The organism is Candidatus Pantoea soli (assembly GCF_007833795.1).
Classification (GTDB): Bacteria; Pseudomonadota; Gammaproteobacteria; order Enterobacterales; family Enterobacteriaceae; genus Pantoea; species Pantoea soli.
Genome location: NZ_CP032702.1, coordinates 584,610 through 601,696, shown reverse-complemented (window position 1 = coordinate 601,696; position 17,087 = coordinate 584,610). Strand labels below are relative to the sequence as shown.

Annotated in this window: 13 protein-coding genes; all 13 read right to left on the bottom strand. The window is 57.3% G+C overall.

Features of this window, described 5'->3' with window-relative positions:
- The 13 genes from D8B20_RS02735 to D8B20_RS02675 all read right to left on the bottom strand — a co-directional run bounded on the left by D8B20_RS02735 (nucleotide 1) and on the right by D8B20_RS02675 (nucleotide 17,078).
- Nucleotides 1–795: a DcrB-related protein gene (locus D8B20_RS02735; protein WP_145886904.1), complete on the bottom strand. Its 795-nt coding sequence runs from the start codon at nucleotides 793–795 to the stop codon at nucleotides 1–3.
- Between the two features lie 9 nt (nucleotides 796–804).
- The gene (locus D8B20_RS02730) at nucleotides 805–2,745 is read right to left on the bottom strand and encodes a type VI secretion system Vgr family protein (protein ID WP_145890352.1); all 1,941 of its coding nucleotides are present in this window, start codon (nucleotides 2,743–2,745) and stop codon (nucleotides 805–807) included.
- Nucleotides 2,746–2,998: 253 nt separating this feature from the next.
- Nucleotides 2,999–4,072, bottom strand: a complete 1,074-nt coding sequence (locus D8B20_RS02725; RefSeq protein WP_145886902.1) for a hypothetical protein — start codon at nucleotides 4,070–4,072, stop codon at nucleotides 2,999–3,001.
- A gap of 14 nt (nucleotides 4,073–4,086) precedes the next feature.
- Entirely contained in the window at nucleotides 4,087–4,533 is a 447-nt protein-coding gene (locus tag D8B20_RS02720) for a hypothetical protein (RefSeq protein ID WP_145886900.1), read from the bottom strand.
- Between the two features lie 21 nt (nucleotides 4,534–4,554).
- Complete coding sequence (locus tag D8B20_RS02715) at nucleotides 4,555–5,619, bottom strand: PAAR domain-containing protein (RefSeq protein ID WP_145886898.1); 1,065 nt, start codon at nucleotides 5,617–5,619, stop codon at nucleotides 4,555–4,557.
- Between the two features lie 23 nt (nucleotides 5,620–5,642).
- Complete coding sequence (locus D8B20_RS02710; protein ID WP_145886896.1) at nucleotides 5,643–7,613, bottom strand: type VI secretion system Vgr family protein; 1,971 nt, start codon at nucleotides 7,611–7,613, stop codon at nucleotides 5,643–5,645.
- 17 nt (nucleotides 7,614–7,630) lie between these two features.
- Nucleotides 7,631–9,082: a serine/threonine protein kinase gene (locus D8B20_RS02705; RefSeq protein ID WP_145886894.1), complete on the bottom strand. Its 1,452-nt coding sequence runs from the start codon at nucleotides 9,080–9,082 to the stop codon at nucleotides 7,631–7,633.
- Between the two features lie 29 nt (nucleotides 9,083–9,111).
- Nucleotides 9,112–11,721, bottom strand: coding sequence for a type VI secretion system ATPase TssH (gene tssH, locus D8B20_RS02700; RefSeq protein ID WP_145886892.1), 2,610 nt, complete (start codon nucleotides 11,719–11,721; stop codon nucleotides 9,112–9,114).
- A 56-nt stretch (nucleotides 11,722–11,777) separates the two neighbouring features.
- Nucleotides 11,778–12,824, bottom strand: coding sequence for a type VI secretion system baseplate subunit TssG (gene tssG, locus D8B20_RS02695; RefSeq protein ID WP_145886890.1), 1,047 nt, complete (start codon nucleotides 12,822–12,824; stop codon nucleotides 11,778–11,780).
- Nucleotides 12,821–14,695 carry a type VI secretion system baseplate subunit TssF gene (gene tssF / locus D8B20_RS02690; RefSeq protein ID WP_145886888.1) on the bottom strand — a complete coding sequence of 625 codons (1,875 nt, stop codon included), beginning with the start codon at nucleotides 14,693–14,695 and terminating at the stop codon, nucleotides 12,821–12,823. The genes tssG and tssF overlap by 4 nt, the downstream gene beginning before the upstream one ends.
- Before the next feature lie 2 nt (nucleotides 14,696–14,697).
- Nucleotides 14,698–15,270, bottom strand: a complete 573-nt coding sequence (gene tssE / locus D8B20_RS02685) for a type VI secretion system baseplate subunit TssE (RefSeq protein ID WP_145886886.1) — start codon at nucleotides 15,268–15,270, stop codon at nucleotides 14,698–14,700.
- Nucleotides 15,260–16,087 (bottom strand): type VI secretion system accessory protein TagJ, encoded by an 828-nt coding sequence (locus D8B20_RS02680; protein WP_145886884.1) that lies wholly within the window; start codon nucleotides 16,085–16,087, stop codon nucleotides 15,260–15,262. The genes tssE and D8B20_RS02680 overlap by 11 nt, the downstream gene beginning before the upstream one ends.
- 16 nt (nucleotides 16,088–16,103) lie before the next feature.
- Nucleotides 16,104–17,078, bottom strand: a complete 975-nt coding sequence (locus D8B20_RS02675; protein WP_145886882.1) for a hypothetical protein — start codon at nucleotides 17,076–17,078, stop codon at nucleotides 16,104–16,106.
- Nucleotides 17,079–17,087 lie beyond the last annotated feature (9 nt).

Sequence of the window (17,087 nt, the reverse complement as noted above, 5' to 3'; positions counted from 1 at the left end):
TTATTCATCCCTGTGCCTCTGAAGAAAAGCAAGAATTTGCTTCTCACCACTCAATTCTTCTGGTCCCTCAATCGCTTTGGCGATCCCGATCATTTGAGTTAAAGATGAGAGATTTTTGCCCACGGAAGTCCAGAGCGCATAACGGAGAGGTTCTTCATTATTTAACGCGGCGATATGGAGAGGATTTCCTGCTTTATCATAGAATAAATAACTACCATTCAATGCCCTCTTTAAATCAACGTGTTGATAAAGTGCATTGACGCCCTCATGTGCGGTGAGTATTTTCGTATCATTGTCGAGAGAGAAATATATATCGGAAGAGTCAGAGGCAACCGGAGCGGACCTAACCTCACTATTCCGTGAATTAAACTTAATGCTATCTATAATTGTCCGATACTGCTTTTGATAATATTCACTGAAATGTCCAGGGCAAGTCCCTATATAACAGACAATTTTCTTCCCGCCAGGCTCATCATCAAGCAGGAGAATGGTTTGCTTTTGCCATATCTGTACACCACCATTCTCAAAATGATAAAAAGCTTCAACTGCTGGTAAACCATCAACCACGATAAGTTGTGATGTAACGCTATTGAATGCCTGAACGGTAGTGCTCATCTCCTGAATTACCCGGGCAGCAACTTTCTGCACAGTATCATCATGCAAGGCGGATGCCCGAGATACTACAAATGTAAATTCGCTGGCGTTATTTTCACTCAACGTAAACAGGTTCATGGTTCTATCTTTAAATACATCTGGTAATTCCAGGGATGCTTCCTGTAGAGTATAAATTGCCATACTTATCCCTTAATCACCCTCAGCTGAAGAAAAATATTGATCAATTTCGTTCTTAATGACGTCTTTATGTCCGCTGCCGGGTGCCACGATAGCTGCAGAACCATCCGTTGGATTTAAGTGTAACTTTCCGCTTTTAGTGTTAATTTGGCCTTTGCCATCTACAGTGAGATTGAAATTTTTACCAATGAAATTAATCTCACCCTCTTTAGTTAATTCAATTGCGCTAAGACCGCATTCAATTCGTACGCTGTCGCCAGCAGCAATAATATAAGAGGCCAGAGCCCTTTCTGTACGATTGCCCTTCGTCAGTGTTTTGCTATCCCCCTGGGTGCCGATGCTATGATCGCCTTGTACACGCGTGTCATGGTTAGCACCTACGGTGATAATCTGGTTATTCACGACGTTATGACTTTCATCATTCTTGACGTGTGTATCCAGGTTACGCTGTGCCTGCAGCCACACCTGCTCCTCGCCCGCCTTGTCCTCAAACCGCAGCGCGTTCGCCGTCTCCGCCGTGCCGTCCTTCGACCGGCTCAAAAACCCCATCTGCGTCGCCGCCGCCGGCAGCGCCCACGGCGGCATGCTCGCCTCGTTGTACACGCGACCGATGATCAGCGGACGGTCCGGGTCGCCGTTGATGAAGTCCACCACCACCTCGTCGTTCACCCGCGGGATCTGCACCCCGCCGAACCCCTGGCCCGCCCAGGCGCTCGACACGCGCACCCAGCAGGAGCTGGTGTCGTCACCCTTGGCCAGACGGTCCCAGTGAAACTTCACCTTCACCCGCCCGTAGCGGTCGGTCCAGATGGACTCCCCCTTCGGCCCCACCACCTTCGCCGTCTGCGGCCCGTGCGTCTTCGGCCACGGCGTCTCCGGCGGCGTGCGCCAGGTCACCGACGACGGCAGCACCGTGAAGTCAATGTTGTGCCGGCTCTCCCCGCCGTCGCCGCTGGCGTAGCTGTTTTCGGCAAAATCATAGGTGGCCGAGGTCACCAGATATTCGCCGTTGTCGCTGAAGTGCGGCGCGTTGAGGATGGAGAAGGTGAAGCCCGGCGCGATGCCCGTTGCCGTGCCCGACCCGCTGACGCGGTGGTGCTCCGCCTGCCACACCTCCTGACGGATGCGCGCGTAGGACTCGCCGTGGCTGTGCTCGACAAAATGGCCCGGCCAGTCGTACACGTCCACCGCGCCCGGCACCGGCGACGCCGGGTTCTGCCGCGCCTGCAGCATCCACGCGTTCGGCTTGCGGAAGTCGTAGTCGTCGGTGCTGTAGATGCCCGGCGTCACGCTCTCCGCCAGCGACCACTGGCTGATGCCCTCCTCCGCCACCACGCCGCCCGACGCCGTCACGTGGTACGGTATCGTCTCATACCCCGGAAACGCCTGGTGCTGGTCCGGCCCGTCGCACAGCACCATCACGTGACGCTCCGCCTCGTGCCGGAAGAAGTAGTACATCCCCTCCAGCTCCATCAGCCGGCTGATAAAGTCCAGGCTGCTCTCCTGATACTGCACGCAGTACTCCCACACCCGATAGCTGCCCGCCAGCCGCGACTCCACGTTCACCCCGTACTCCTTCAGCAGCGTCTGCACTATCTGCGGCACCGTCTGGCTCTGGAAGATGCGCAGGTTGCGGTCCCGCTTCATCGGCCACAGGTCCGGCTCCACCGTCAGCTCATAGCACGCGTAGCGCGTGCCGTTCAGCTCCTCGCTGCGCACCGCCACCCGGGTGATTTTGCCGTTGAGGTAGCGCGGGCTCAGCGCGCTCATCAGGCCGTCGGTCGGCAGCGTGAACGTCACCGGCTGGCCCAGCAGGGCGTGGCGGTCGATGCGCGCGTCGGTGGAGAGCAGCCCGGCCTCCAGCTCAAACGGGTGCGACAGCGCCTCGGTGCCCTTCAGCGTGTGGAACAGCAGGCCGTCCGCCGGCAGCTGTGCGGTAATGCGTGAGAACATAGTGATTTTCCGTACGAGCACAACTGACAATAAAGCGTGTCAGTAAAAGTGAAGAGTTAAGAATTTTTACTAAAATAACTTTTTTATGAGAGATAATGGATGCGAGGATAGAAATGTTTTAACAAATCCTTTCTGGTTTAAAAAGATAAGTAACGTCCTTAAGAAATAGCAAATCAATAATAATCTCGTTAATTCTTTTATTTCTAAGCATCAAAAAGAAACCCATACTTCAACATGAGTTTTATTTTCCTGATCAGACTTTTTCAAGATGGAATGAGGAAAGGATAATCTCAAGGCAACGCTTATTAGCTTCATAACAATAGCTTTTGTAATTTCGATGCCTGCCAACTAATTCTGCATAGCACCATAATTGCCCCACACTAAAAACATAGCACTGATAAAAAGCGTTCATCTTTTCCTTAGCGCTTACAATCTCTCCCGCACAGGTAGCGATAGTTTCTCCAAAAGAAGAATTAAACTCGTTCGGAATCGTTTTCAGAGTGTCAGTCGTCAACATAACTGCAGGCTGATGATCGTGAAAACGCTTAGTTGAAACGCTAAAAACATCCTGTTCTGTAAATAACATCTCTTGTGAATAGAAGCAGAGATTAATCACGCCAGTGTTGACCCCATTAAACGTATGTTCAATTACCAGGCGCGTTTCATTGAGAGGTTTTACTTGCCAGGATTCGGGAATTTTAAAACCACTATTGTTATTACTACTTAAACTAACACTCTGAAGAAGTTCAGCAAAGGCAAGATTACTGCGATGCATTAAATCCCAGTTAACCGCAATAAAATGAATATCATTAGCCAGTAAAGGATAATCGCGAGATGCACAAGCGGCTTTTATCAAAAAATAGTTTCCACCACTTTCCTCAGGATTATAGTCCTTGTGAACAGTATAGCGTGAAATAACTTCGTCACCTGAAGAGTGGGTTTTAAGAGTGAGTACGTCTGCAAAAATTCCATTTCCGATTGGATTAACAATTAATCGTTTATTTATTACTTTTTCACCCATTAACTCCAGCTTATTGAACAACCAATCTGAAGGGTTCATCTCCCACTGACAGCGTTCATAAGCGGCCCAGACTTCCATGTAGGGCTGATTATCATTGGTCGAATAGCGCCCAATGTTAGTCAGGCCAACTTCAGCAATATTTTGTGGCTTCAGCTCGGCAGGCTTGACGCGCCGGGGCAGGACCACCCAATAGTGAAGCATTCTCTTATCAGTGGAAGTGTACTGACACTTCCAGTAATTTTCCTTAACCTCCTCGTCGTTATAGTTTGACATTACAGGAAAGACATAATTGTTTGCTGTATTCATACAACCTCTTTAACTCAGACAGTGCTGCCAAACCAGATTCCATAAAACATAATAACGCATCCAAACGAAGCGACTGCTTTTACGATTAAGCTTAGCATTGTCCCATAGGAATCACCAATCGATGACAATTTTGAATAGTTCTCAAAAGTGTTGTAACGATGATGGAAACGCATTATAATTTTGAATAGAGCAAAGAGAGCAATAACGAATAATTTCGAAATCAACATCGTCATAATAGAAGCAGGTATAATCACTGATAGTGCTCTTGCACTTTCCCTATCGATCAAATGCAGATATTTAGATGCACCCACAAGAATAATCACTAAAATAAAAGCACCAATCAGAACGGCGAGAAACCGCATCGAAAAAGACATCCACTCCTTTTTTGAGAAAACATCCCTTCCATTCCAGATGTAAATAAAAGTAATAATAATAAAAACAATAAAACCTAACCATTTCATTTTGCAATTATCTCCAGTGATTTAATCGCCGATCAAAACAGTAACACAACCAGTTTTGATTGTCCCATCGCCGCGTGGCTGTTTAGGTGTTTTAACAGTTTCATCATCACCATACAGAGAGTCAAAGAAGTCCAGAATGGGTTTAAAGGCCACTTTCAAACTTGCATCACCTTTAAGACCAATCAGCGCTGCGGCCCCACCTGCAACCCTTAAATTCGCTGAAGAGTCTGTAGTATCCCAGAAAAAACTTCCTCCACCAGATAATCCCACAGAACCTAAGCTAGCATCTGCTTTAGCCTCGCCAGAGACTATGCCTAAGATATCAATGTTTCCTGAAACTTCACCTTTTACACCCTTTGCTTCGGCTCCACCCTCAAGCGTAAATCCGTATCGGCCTTTGTTGCCACTGTATATTTCACCAACGGCTTTGGCCTCTGCACTGCCAATAGTGACATCACCAGCTACTCCTCCATATAATGTTCCTTCTTTCCCTGCAGCAGCCGAGCCTCCATACTGTATGCCTGTCGCGGTCGCATTCGTATTTAGACCATAAATATCGTTACCACCTCCGTATAAAGAACCAGTGGCATTGGCAACAGCGACTTTAGTACGCATTTCTCCGCGTAAGAGATCCTGGCTTTTAAGGTTACCCAGGGTAATGTCGGATAACGCAAAACCAGCCGATGCCGTATCAAAATCTCCATTGAGGTTTTTATCTTCCAGGCTGGCGTAAGCACCAAGTACGCGGGCATCATAAATTTCACCATGAAGCATACCATCTTCACCGGCCTTTTTTGCTAATGAACCGCCCCAGTAATGTGGCCCAGCAGGTTTAGAATCTGCTGGCGGAGGTGTACCACCGGCATTACAATGCGTTTTATCCCCTTTGCGTGCAAGCGGTATACCGTTGACTAAAACGGTGCCAGAACCACCGATAATCAATCCGTTGCCATGATCGGAACAGGATAAAGTGTCGCCTTTTCGTGCTGCCGGAAACCCCCCGATTATTACATCAGGACTCCCTGATTGTATTGGACCAGTATGTGCGCTGATATCTATGATCGCTCTGGCGGCAGGCTGCCCCATGATTATTTTTCCTGTATAAAAACTCAGCTATTAACTTTAACCACAGCACCTTTAATATCCGTCAGGTTAGTTCCAGTAATAGTTACCGTGTCATTCGCTTTAAGTTCGGAATTTATTCCTCCTCCCAGCTTAGTAATTTCCGTGCCTTTAAAGGAGGCTTCAGTAATACTTTCTGCTTTAAGTCCCCCTTCAGAGACGATGATTTCTATACCAAAGGGTGTAATGAGAATATAATTATCATTGACTTTGAATTTAATAGAGGCTGTGGCTTCCAGCAGAGCGTTCCCCTCTTTGTCCATGGTTAGCACAGTCTGATTTTTACCGACGTTTATTTTGTGCTGATTTCCTGTATTACTGGTTGAATTTACGCCTATATTTGCATCCCGGTTACGCTTAACCGTGACATTCTCATCCTGTCCAATTGTTTTTTTACGGTCAACGCCGACGTTATGTGTCTCATTACATTCAATCTCTGTATCCATATTTTTTTCAGCATGAATCCAGATCTGTTCGTGCCCTGCTTTATCCTCAAACCTGAGAGCATTGGCATTATCTTTGTGTCCATCTTTACTACGGCTCAAAAACCCCATCTGCGTCGCCGCCGCCGGCAGCGCCCACGGCGGCATGCTCGCCTCGTTGTACACGCGACCGATGATCAGCGGACGGTCCGGGTCGCCGTTGATGAAGTCCACCACCACCTCGTCGTTTACCCGCGGGATCTGCACCCCGCCGAACCCCTGGCCCGCCCACGCGCTCGACACCCGCACCCAGCACGAGCTCGTGTCGTCGCCCTTCGCCAGGCGGTCCCAGTGGAACTTCACCTTCACCCGCCCGTAGCGGTCCGTCCAGATTGACTCGCCCTTCGGCCCCACCACCTTCGCCGTCTGCGGCCCGTGCGTCTTCGGCCACGGCGTCTCCGGCGGCGTGCGCCAGGTCACCGACGACGGCAGCACCGTGAAGTCGATGTTGTGCCGGCTGTCGCCGCCGTCGCCGCTGGCGTAGCTGTTTTCGGCAAAATCATAGGTGGCCGAGGTCACCAGATATTCGCCGTTGTCGCTGAAGTGCGGCGCGTTGAGGATGGAGAAGGTGAAGCCCGGCGCGATGCCCGTTGCCGTGCCCGACCCGCTGACGCGGTGGTGCTCCGCCTGCCACACCTCCTGACGGATGCGCGCGTAGGACTCGCCGTGGCTGTGCTCGACAAAATGGCCCGGCCAGTCGTACACGTCCACCGCGCCCGGCACCGGCGACGCCGGGTTCTGCCGCGCCTGCAGCATCCACGCGTTCGGCTTGCGGAAGTCGTAGTCGTCGGTGCTGTAGATGCCCGGCGTCACGCTCTCCGCCAGCGACCACTGGCTGATGCCCTCCTCCGCCACCACGCCGCCCGACGCCGTCACGTGGTACGGTATCGTCTCATACCCCGGAAACGCCTGGTGCTGGTCCGGCCCGTCGCACAGCACCATCACGTGACGCTCCGCCTCGTGCCGGAAGAAGTAGTACATCCCCTCCAGCTCCATCAGCCGGCTGATAAAGTCCAGGCTGCTCTCCTGATACTGCACGCAGTACTCCCACACCCGATAGCTGCCCGCCAGCCGCGACTCCACGTTCACCCCGTACTCCTTCAGCAGCGTCTGCACTATCTGCGGCACCGTCTGGCTCTGGAAGATGCGCAGGTTGCGGTCCCGCTTCATCGGCCACAGGTCCGGCTCCACCGTCAGCTCATAGCACGCGTAGCGCGTGCCGTTCAGCTCCTCGCTGCGCACCGCCACCCGGGTGATTTTGCCGTTGAGGTAGCGCGGGCTCAGCGCGCTCATCAGGCCGTCGGTCGGCAGCGTGAACGTCACCGGCTGGCCCAGCAGGGCGTGGCGGTCGATGCGCGCGTCGGTGGAGAGCAGCCCGGCCTCCAGCTCAAACGGCTGCGACAGCGCCTCGGTGCCCTTCAGCGTGTGGAACAGCAGGCCGTCCGCCGGCAGCTGTGCGGTAATACGTGAGAACATAAGTAAATCCCTGACTGTTAACTGTGTGGATCGAGCAACCAGACGCCTTCTTCGCTGATGTTCAGCGTTTGCTGGCGCGTGCCCGCCTGGCCGCTAATGGCAAAGGTGTACTGGCCGGGTGGCAGCTGCAGCGCGGCAAACCCATTGGCTGCCGGCACCAGCGCCTGCGGCTTACCGTTCACCTGCACGCGCTCACCCTGCTGCAGTCTGATGTAGACCTGCGCTACCGGTGCGGGTGGCGGTGAGGGGTCCGCCGCCGGTTGCGGATCGCGCTGTGCCGTCTGTGCCGGGGCAGCAGGCGGTGCAGCCGGCACCTGGGTTGCCGCAGGTGTCGCGGGCGTGCTGTTCTGCACCGTTGATGGCGGGGCGGCAGATTCGTCGCCGCCGGCCATCAGCAGGCCGACGCACAGCCCCAGCAACACGCCTGCAGCCACAAGCCCCGGCAGCGCAAAACGGTGCCCCAGCAGGGCCTTCACCGGCGAAACCGGGGCCGCGGCTTCGGCGTCCTCTACCGGCACCAGCATGGTGCCCGGCCCGCTGAGGTTAGCGCTCAGCAGCGGTTCCGGTGCACGTTCCGGCAACGCCATCAGCGCAGCGAAAGCGTCAATATCCTGCGGACGATCTTCCGGTTTGAGCGCCAGCGCGCTGTCTACTGCCGCCAGCAATGCCTGGGAATAGCCCGGCAGACGGCGCTGCGCCAGCGGCTGATAATTATCTTCAATGCTGCGTACCACGCTGACCGGCGGCGGCGCGCCGGTAATCAGCGTATGCAGCACCGCGCCCAGCGCATAAATATCGGTCCAGGCACCCTGCTCGCTTTCGTCGTTATCGCTGTACTGCTCGATTGGCGCATAGCCCGGACGCAGCATGGTTTCGCTTTCGTCCGAGAGATTACCGATGGTTTTGCGCGCCGAACCGAAATCCAGCAATACCGGCTCACCGCTGCTCTGGATCTGAATGTTATCCAGTGAGATATCACGATGCAGATAACCGGCTTCGTGGATGGTTTTGATGGCGCCAAGCAGCGGCGGCAGCAGACGGCGGATCCAGGTTTCATCCACCAACTGCGGATTACGCTCGCGCAGCGTGGAGAGCGTGGTGCCGCTGTAGAACACCGTGCCCATGTAGGCGGTGTCATTCTGCACCCAGAAACGCAGCACGTGCAGCAGATTAGGGTGATTGAAGCGGGCCAGCAGGCGCGCCTCCTGAATAAAGCTGTTCAGCCCGGCGTGAAAGGTTTTACTGAAGCGCTCGCTGCGCAGTACCAGGTTCAGATCATCGCTGCGCACCGCCAGCGAAGCCGGCATAAACTCTTTGATCGCGATGTCACGTTCCAGCTGATGATCCCAGGCACGATACACAATGCCAAAACCGCCACCGCCGATAACTTCTTTAATTTCAAATTCATTGAATCGGTAGCCCACCGGCAATGCGTTGGGTACGTTGAGGGGATTATCGTGTTCCGACATTTTCGAAAACTCTCTGATCACAAACGGCTTTAGACATCGAACTGGCAAACAAACTCGCCCTGCTCACAGCGCACCTGCACGCGGCGATAACGTTCATCGCGGGCGTGGGCGCTCAGCAGCATCTGGCTCATCTGTGGCAACAGGGTATTGGTAAGAATGGCGTCCACCATGCGACCACCGGACTCCACCTCCGTGCAGCGCTGCACAATCTGCTGCACCACGCTATCGTCAATCTGCGCCGCAATACCGTGGTTGTCGGCCAGCCGGCGCACAATGCGGCCCAGCTGCAGGCGGACGATCTCGGCCAGCATTGCGTCGCTCAGCGGGTAGTAAGGCACCACCAGCAGACGGCCCAGCAGCGCAGGCGGGAACACCTCCAGCAGCGGTTTGCGCAGCGCGGTGCTGAGCACATCCGGATCCGGCATCAGTTCCGGATCGGCGCACATTGCGCTGATCAGCTGCGTACCGACGTTGGAGGTCAGAATGATGATGGTGTTGCGGAAATCGATATGGCGCCCTTCGCCATCCTCCATCCAGCCTTTATCGAACACCTGGAAGAACAGCTCGTGCACATCCGGATGCGCCTTTTCAATCTCATCCAGCAGGACCACGCTGTAAGGGCGACGGCGCACCGCTTCGGTCAGCACGCCCCCTTCGCCATAGCCAACATAGCCTGGCGGTGCGCCTTTCAGGGTGGAAACGGTGTGGGCTTCCTGAAACTCGCTCATGTTGATGGTAATAATGTTCTGCTCGCCGCCGTACAGTGACTCGGCCAGCGCCAGCGCGGTTTCGGTTTTGCCGACGCCTGACGGGCCGCATAGCATAAACACGCCCACCGGCTTATCCGGATTATCAAGCCGCGCGCGTGAGGTGCGCACGCGTTTGGCGATCAGCTCCAGACCATGACGCTGTCCAATCACGCGCTGGTTCAGCGTATCGGCGAGGTTAAGCACCGCATCGATCTCGTTTTTCACCATGCGGCCGAGCGGGATACCGGTCCAGTCCGCGACGACCGCCGCCACCACGCTGGCATCCACGGCAGCAAACAGCAGCGGTGTTTCGCCCTGCAATTCGCGCAGCTGCTGCTGCACCGCATCCAGCTCGTCACGCAGGGCGGCTTCGCCCTCGGTCACACAGCGCGCGCGCAGGGCGATCAGCGTGTCCACCAGCGCGCGCTCCTGCTGCCAGCGCTGCTGCAGCGCATCGCGCTCGCGTTCCCGCTCCGCGCGCTCCGCAGCAATCGCCTGCTGGCGCGCAGCGTCGCCCAGGCCAACTTTGCTTTCACGTGCAAGGATTTCCGCTTCAATCTCCAGCGCGGACAGGCGGTGCAGGCAATCTTCCAGCGCCGCGGGTTGCGCACCCTGACTCACCGCCACGCGCGCGCAGGCGGTATCCAGCAGCGCCACGGCTTTATCCGGCAGCTGGCGGGCCGGAATGTAACGGTGGGAAAGCTTCACTGCCGCGCTGACGGCTTCGTCCAGCAGCAGGATCTGATGATGTTTTTCCAGCGCACTGACGGTACTGCGCAGCATCAGAATCGCTCTGGCCTCATCCGGCTCCTGCACCTGTACGGTCTGAAAGCGCCGCGTCAGTGCCGGATCTTTTTCGATATATTTTTTGTACTCGGCCCAGGTGGTGGCCCCGATGGTACGCAGCTGGCCGCGCGCCAGCGCCGGTTTCAGCAGGTTGGCCGCATCGCCGGTGCCCTGCTGCCCGCCCGCGCCCACCAGCGTGTGGATCTCATCGATAAACAGCACGATCGAGGTCGGGCTGGACTGCACTTCATTAATCAGCGCCTGCAGTCGCGCTTCAAACTCGCCTTTCATCCCCGCACCCGCCTGCAGCATACCGATATCCAGCAGCCACAGCTGCACATCCTGCAGCGGTGCCGGCACGTCACCCGCGGCAATGCGCAGCGCCAGACCTTCCACAACCGCAGTTTTGCCGACGCCCGCTTCGCCCGTCAGCAGCGGATTGTTCTGACGGCGACGCATCAGAATATCCACCATCTGCCGGATCTCTTCATCACGGCCGGTCACCGGGTCAATGCGACCTTCACGCGCACGCGCAGTGAGATCCTGAGCATATTGCGCCAGCGTGCTGGTGCCTGCAGCGGGCGCAGCACCTTCGGTCGCCGGGGCTGCCGCCATCGTCTGCTGCGCCTCTTTGCTGCCGGCCAGCAGCGTGTCGAACTGCTCCAGCAGCGCATCCGCATTAATCCGGGCGAACTGGCCGGAGATGTTTTTCAGCACGCTGGCCAGCGTGAAGGTTTTCAGCATGCCAATCAGCAGATGACCGCCGCGAATACGCGTCGCGCCATATTTCAGCGAGGCGTAAACCCAGGCGCGCTCGACTGCGCTGTCAATGTGTTCTGCGAGATCGGAAATGGCGCTTGCACCGCGCGGCAGGCGATCAAGCGCCGCAACGATATCCCGCGTCAGCGCGTTTTCATCCAGTGAAAAATGGCGGATAACCTGCTGTAAATCGCCATCCTGCTGCTGCATCAGCTGGTGCAGCCAGTGCACCAGCTCAACATAGGGGTTGCCGCGCAGTTTACAAAAGGCGGTGGCGCTTTCCAGCGAGGTAAATAACAGCGTATCCAGTTTGCCGAATAATACGGCGCGGCTGATTTCTGACATATCGGGTCTCTTTAATCAAAGAAGCAGGCTGTGTAACAGAGGGAAAAGCCGTTGAGCTAGCGAACCGCTGCCTCAACCTCAAACATAAAATCTTCACGATCCTGTGGCTGTGCGGTCTGACCGAGCCAGCTGGTATAGCCAAGCCGGGCCGTGCCACCCAGCGTAACGCTGCGCACCTCATCAGCCGCCAGAATCAGGCTGAGATCCCACTGCATTTCAATGCCGAGATAGTGACGCACCCAGTCACGGACTTCGCGCGCGCCCGGCGCATCCGGCAGAAAGTGGGCATACTGCGCGGCGCTCAGCGGGCCAAGCCGCAGGCGAAAGCGGTGCTGCACATCGCGCACCGCCACCCCCAGAAACGCGGACGCGCCCAGACGCGGCATCTGACGTCCCGCGCCCAGCCGCGCCTGATCGCGCGGGTCCAGCGTCAGCCACTGCGGCACATTCTGTTCCAGCTGTACCGGCACGCCGAAGTAGTGGCGCAGAATGCGCACCAGCCCTTCCGCATCATGACCATGGCGGCTGAGGTGGCCGACCAGCATCAGGCGCGCATGCAGGCTGAGCGATCCTTCCTGCTGCTGCGCAGGCAAACCGATGCCGGCCAGGCAGGCCAGGTAGTCACGAAAGCGGCTGTTGTCGGCGCGATCCAGCGAAACCGTGGGCTGCGCATCTGCCCAGGCGCGGTAAAACAGCAGCGTGGCGCGATGATGAAAGATGTCGGCGAATGCGGCCAGGCTGTGATCCTGATGGTGCACGATGCGTTCATGCACATATTCACTCAGGTGGGTTGGCAGCGGGCCGTTGGGGCCAAACAGGCCGAAGCTGTAAATCGAGACCTCATGCCGCTGATCTTCTTCACGCTGCTGCACGCCGGCGACGGTGGCCGGGGCAAACGCCAGCGAGGGTGTCTGACCGATGCGTACCGACTCAAACTTTGGCAGCGGTGCGCGGCCCAGCGGATAGCGCTGGCCGCTCTGCGCATCCAGCCGGCGCAGCAGCTGAAACAGGTCATAACGCCACGGGGCTGCCATAACCTGATGCCAGAAATCGTCCGGCAGGCGCGTGATGCGCTGCAACGGGATGACCTGTGCGTCACTCATAACAGCGCCTTCCTGCCCATGCGCGGCGGCCAGTAACCCACTTCGCCGCGCTGCTGGCTGTTCAGCGTAAATTCGGTAAAGCTGTTCAGCGCCACCAGCCGCCCGCACACCCGCTCCAGCACGCTGCCCAGCAGCCACGGGCTGGCACCGGAAAAGGCCTGCTCGTCAACATCCAGCGTGATACTGACGCCGCGCGCAAACACCACCGGTCCGGGTTCCGGTACGCGGCGATTGACCGCGCTGAGCTGGCAGCGGCGAATGCCCTCTATCTGTCGCGCCACCGGAGCATCCGCCAGATTCGCATACAGGCTCAGCAACTGACGCAGCGCCGCGGCGCCTTCGCCGTTGCTGCTGTCCATCAGGCTCAGGTAGTTCATCTGCAGATGGCTGATCAGGCGCCACGCAGAGAGCCCTTCTGCCAGTGCCGGGCGCGGCGGCGTCGGGCCTTTGCACAACGTCAGCTGGCTAACAGGAATGGAATCCGGCATCACAAAGTTGCCCTGCTCCTGCTGCAGCAGCATCAGCGGCAGATCGCGGCTGGTGCACATCACCTCCGCCGAGAGATAACGCATGTCATCACGCCACGGCGTGTGGTGCTCATCCACCAGCGAGAGAAACACTTCCGAGCCGATATAACCGGTACGCGTGCCGTAACGTTGTGCATGTTCAGACAGCGTGCGCTGCTCACGGCGCAGCGAGAAGTAGGCGCCGTAATCGCCGTCATCGCCGCTGAAGGTGCTCCAGAACGGGCGAAAGACCTGCTCTTCGCGTTTGCCTTCCACCGTGGCGAACAGGCGCTGCACGGAGTGCACCTCATAGTCCAGCGGCCGGATATTATCGACCACCAGATGGTATTCATGCTGGCTGTCGCTGACTTTCAGCCGCTCGGCTGTTTTCGGAAACAGATTGATCACCGGCGTGCAGTGCAGCGCCAGATGGCTGCGGTCTACCACGCTCTCAAGCGCGCTGTCGGCTTTATCCAGCAGGATAATGATGTCAAACGCTTTGGCGTTATCGCAGCGGCGCAGGAACGTGGCCAGCTGATTCAGGCTGACAAACTGGAAGCGCGCCGGAAAGGAGAAATACTCCTGCAGCAGCCGGTAGCCATCGAAATTACGCAGGTCATCCGGCAGCAGCGACTGCTCCGGGGCAAACCCCTCCTGCTGCAGCGCCTCATCCGGCAGAACCTGGCGCAGCGGCGTGGCTTCCACCGATTGCAGCACAATACCCACGCGATGCTGCATCAGCAGTTCCAGCAGTTTTAATGCCTGAATATCCGGGCCGCTGAGAAACAGCATTAGCTCGTTCACGTTCAGCTGGCTGAGCGACGCGATGCCTTCACACTCAATACGCACCCGCAGCGCGCTGGCGGCGCCCAGGCCACTGAGTTTCAGCTCTCCGAGCGGCATATTGCCCGGTACCCCGCCCAGAGAGACGTCGCTGATGCGCAGCGGATGCAGCGTTACCTCATGCGCCGTGGTGTAGCTGCAGGTCACGCCGGTTTTCTTCAGATTCTGGCTCTCCAGCATGGTGCCGCGCGGCACGCGAAAACCGCCGCTGATATCGCCTTTGCGGCTGTCCGGGGTCAGCTGGGCGATGGCCATTGACGGCGTCGGCGACAGATACGAGGGGGCGATCATCTCCAGCAGACGCTGGGAAAAACGGGGAAATTCGGCGTCCATCTTCAGCTGCACGCGCGAGGTCAGGAAGGCAAACCCTTCCATCAGCCGCTCCACGTAAGGGTCGGCAACATCAATACCGCGCATGCCGAGACGGCCAGCGACCTTCGGATAGCGCGCGGCAAACTCCGCGCCCAGCTCACGCAGATAAGCCAGTTCGCGGTTGTAGTAATCGAGCAGTTTGCTGTCCATGATTAGCCTGCATCCTGTAGTTCAAAATGGCCGCTCTCCAGATCAACCTGAGTGCGGAACAGAAACTCCAGCGGATAAGGCACGCACCAGAGCCGGCCTTTGATCTCAATCGATAATACGTTGTGCAGGCTGAGCGATTTCAGATCGCTGACGCAGCGCACCTGTAATCCCTGCGGCAGGATGCGTGGCTCAAAATGCAGAATGGCATCGGTCATTTTGCGCTGCATTTCGTGCCATTCAATATCGGAGATATTCTGTCCGGCCAGCGGAGCCACGCCAAAATTCCACACCGAGCGCCGCACCTCCGGAAATCCGCTCAGATCCTGCTGCGCTTCGTTATTGATGGTGTTGAACAGCCACTGCAGATCGCGCAGGACGTGACGGCGCAGGGTAGTGTGGGAAATCAGCGTGGTGTTGCTGGCTTCGTGACGTTTGTCGGGTGCATGGTCGGTCAGGCGATCCAGCAGCGAAGACTGCAGCTTGTCGCGGGCGGTTAACGTTTCACGATTTTTGCGTGCACGAAAGCCGCCATGCAGCTGGGCATAGCCGTCGTTTTGCGGATTATCACGACTCATCGTTTATCCCGGCGGCGTGAAACACAAGCTGCTCCAGCGTCAGCAGCGGAGCCTCAACGTTATCGCTCAGCCATACTTTCTGCCCCTGACCGATAAACTGATCGCCGGCGCTGCCCGGCGTCTGCCACTCCGTTACGCTGGCGCGCAGATAGCGCTCATCCGCCCCCTGCTGCAGCGGATAGCGCACCGGAATCTGGCAGATCTGTTCACTGCCATCCACCAGCTGTACGCGGGTATGCCGCCAGATGAGATCGGTTACGCTGGCCGGCGGCTGAAACGTCATTTCCTGAATTGCGGCGAACGGAATCCAGTAGTAGCGACCATTGGCGATGGCTTCGCACACCGGACCAAAACGGCTGTCGCCATCCATCAGCCAGGCAAACGCAGCTGACTGGCCCTGCTGCTGCAGCTGGCCGGGATTGGCTTCCGCCTGTTCCAGCGCCGTGGCACGCAGTGTGGCCGCGCGGGCGTGCTCCCCGGCGATATCTGCGCGCAGGGCCGCCAGCAGGGATTCACACCAGTGCCAGGCGCTGCCCGGCAGCTGTGGCTGCGCGTCGCCGCTCATCACTGCGGCGCGCTGCTGTTCGCCGGCAATCGCCTGTTGCAGCAGGTTTACCGTGGGCTGCGCCTGTGGCGTTAACGCCAGCCAGGATTGCAGCTGGATTTGCGCGCGCTGCCAGTTGCCTGCCAGGCACAGCAGTTGAACAAAGGCTGCGCGCAGATCGGCACTGACCGGATCGGCCTGAATCTGCCGCGCGATCTCCGTGAGGTTATCGGCCAGCGAAGCCTTCGCCAGGCGCTGTTGTAAGGACAGCATGCAAGCTCCTTATGCGTTAGTTAACGGTTCGGTAAACCGCCACGGCGGGATCTTTGCGCTCCGGATGCAACTGCTCAACCAGCAGCACGCGCAGCGGCGTTTTACCGTTCAGCCACGGCGTCCACACCTTACGCACCTCCTGCAGACGTGCACGCAGAGCGCTGTCGTCAGCAGCATCGCTGGCGGGCATCTGCACCACCACCTGATTGGGTGCCTGCCAGCCGTTGAACTGATTGCTGAACGGCAGCACCAGCCAGCTGTCCGGCGATTTTTCATTGCTCACGACCATGCGCTCGCGGTTAACGGTAGTGATGCTGAGTTCAGCGGTTTGCTGCTTACTGCTCAGGCCAGCCACCGGAAAGCCCTGCAGGAAGGTGACATCGACGCTCTTCGCCGCCCCGCTGCCCAGCTGTGTCAGGCTGCTGTGCCCGGTCAGCCAGCCATCCTGACCGCAGCTGATCCCCTGGGCCGAAGGGACAAACAGCGCGCTGGCCGGTGCCGGCTGCGGCCACCAGGTGCGGAAGTGGCATCCGTCCAGCAGGCTGAACTGCAGCCACGGCGTGGTATCGGCCTGCGGCGAGTTCAGCACCGGTGCCGCAGGTTCTGCCGCGGCTGTCACCGGCACGGCCTGCGCCGGAGCTGGTGCAACCTCGGTCTGCCACTGCCGGGCTTTGGCAGCGCTGCCGTGGGCAATGGCGCTGCCCGCTTCGTCATTCAGTACCCAGGTCAGCTGCTGCAGCGATTTACACTGCGAAGCCATCAGCCCGGCGACGCGCGGCAGGAAATCCTCCAGCGCGGCGACATTTTTTTCACCCTGCGTGACGATACGTAAATCAACCTGACGCTTACACCAGCTCGCCAGCTGGTTATCTTTGACATCATCAATCCAGACATCCAGTTTCTGTGTCGGGGACTGCACGATGCGGTAGTTCTCAGCGAAGGCATGAGTGCTGAGCAGCAGCGCAGCCAGACCCAGTAATCCATGTTTCATGTTGGTGTT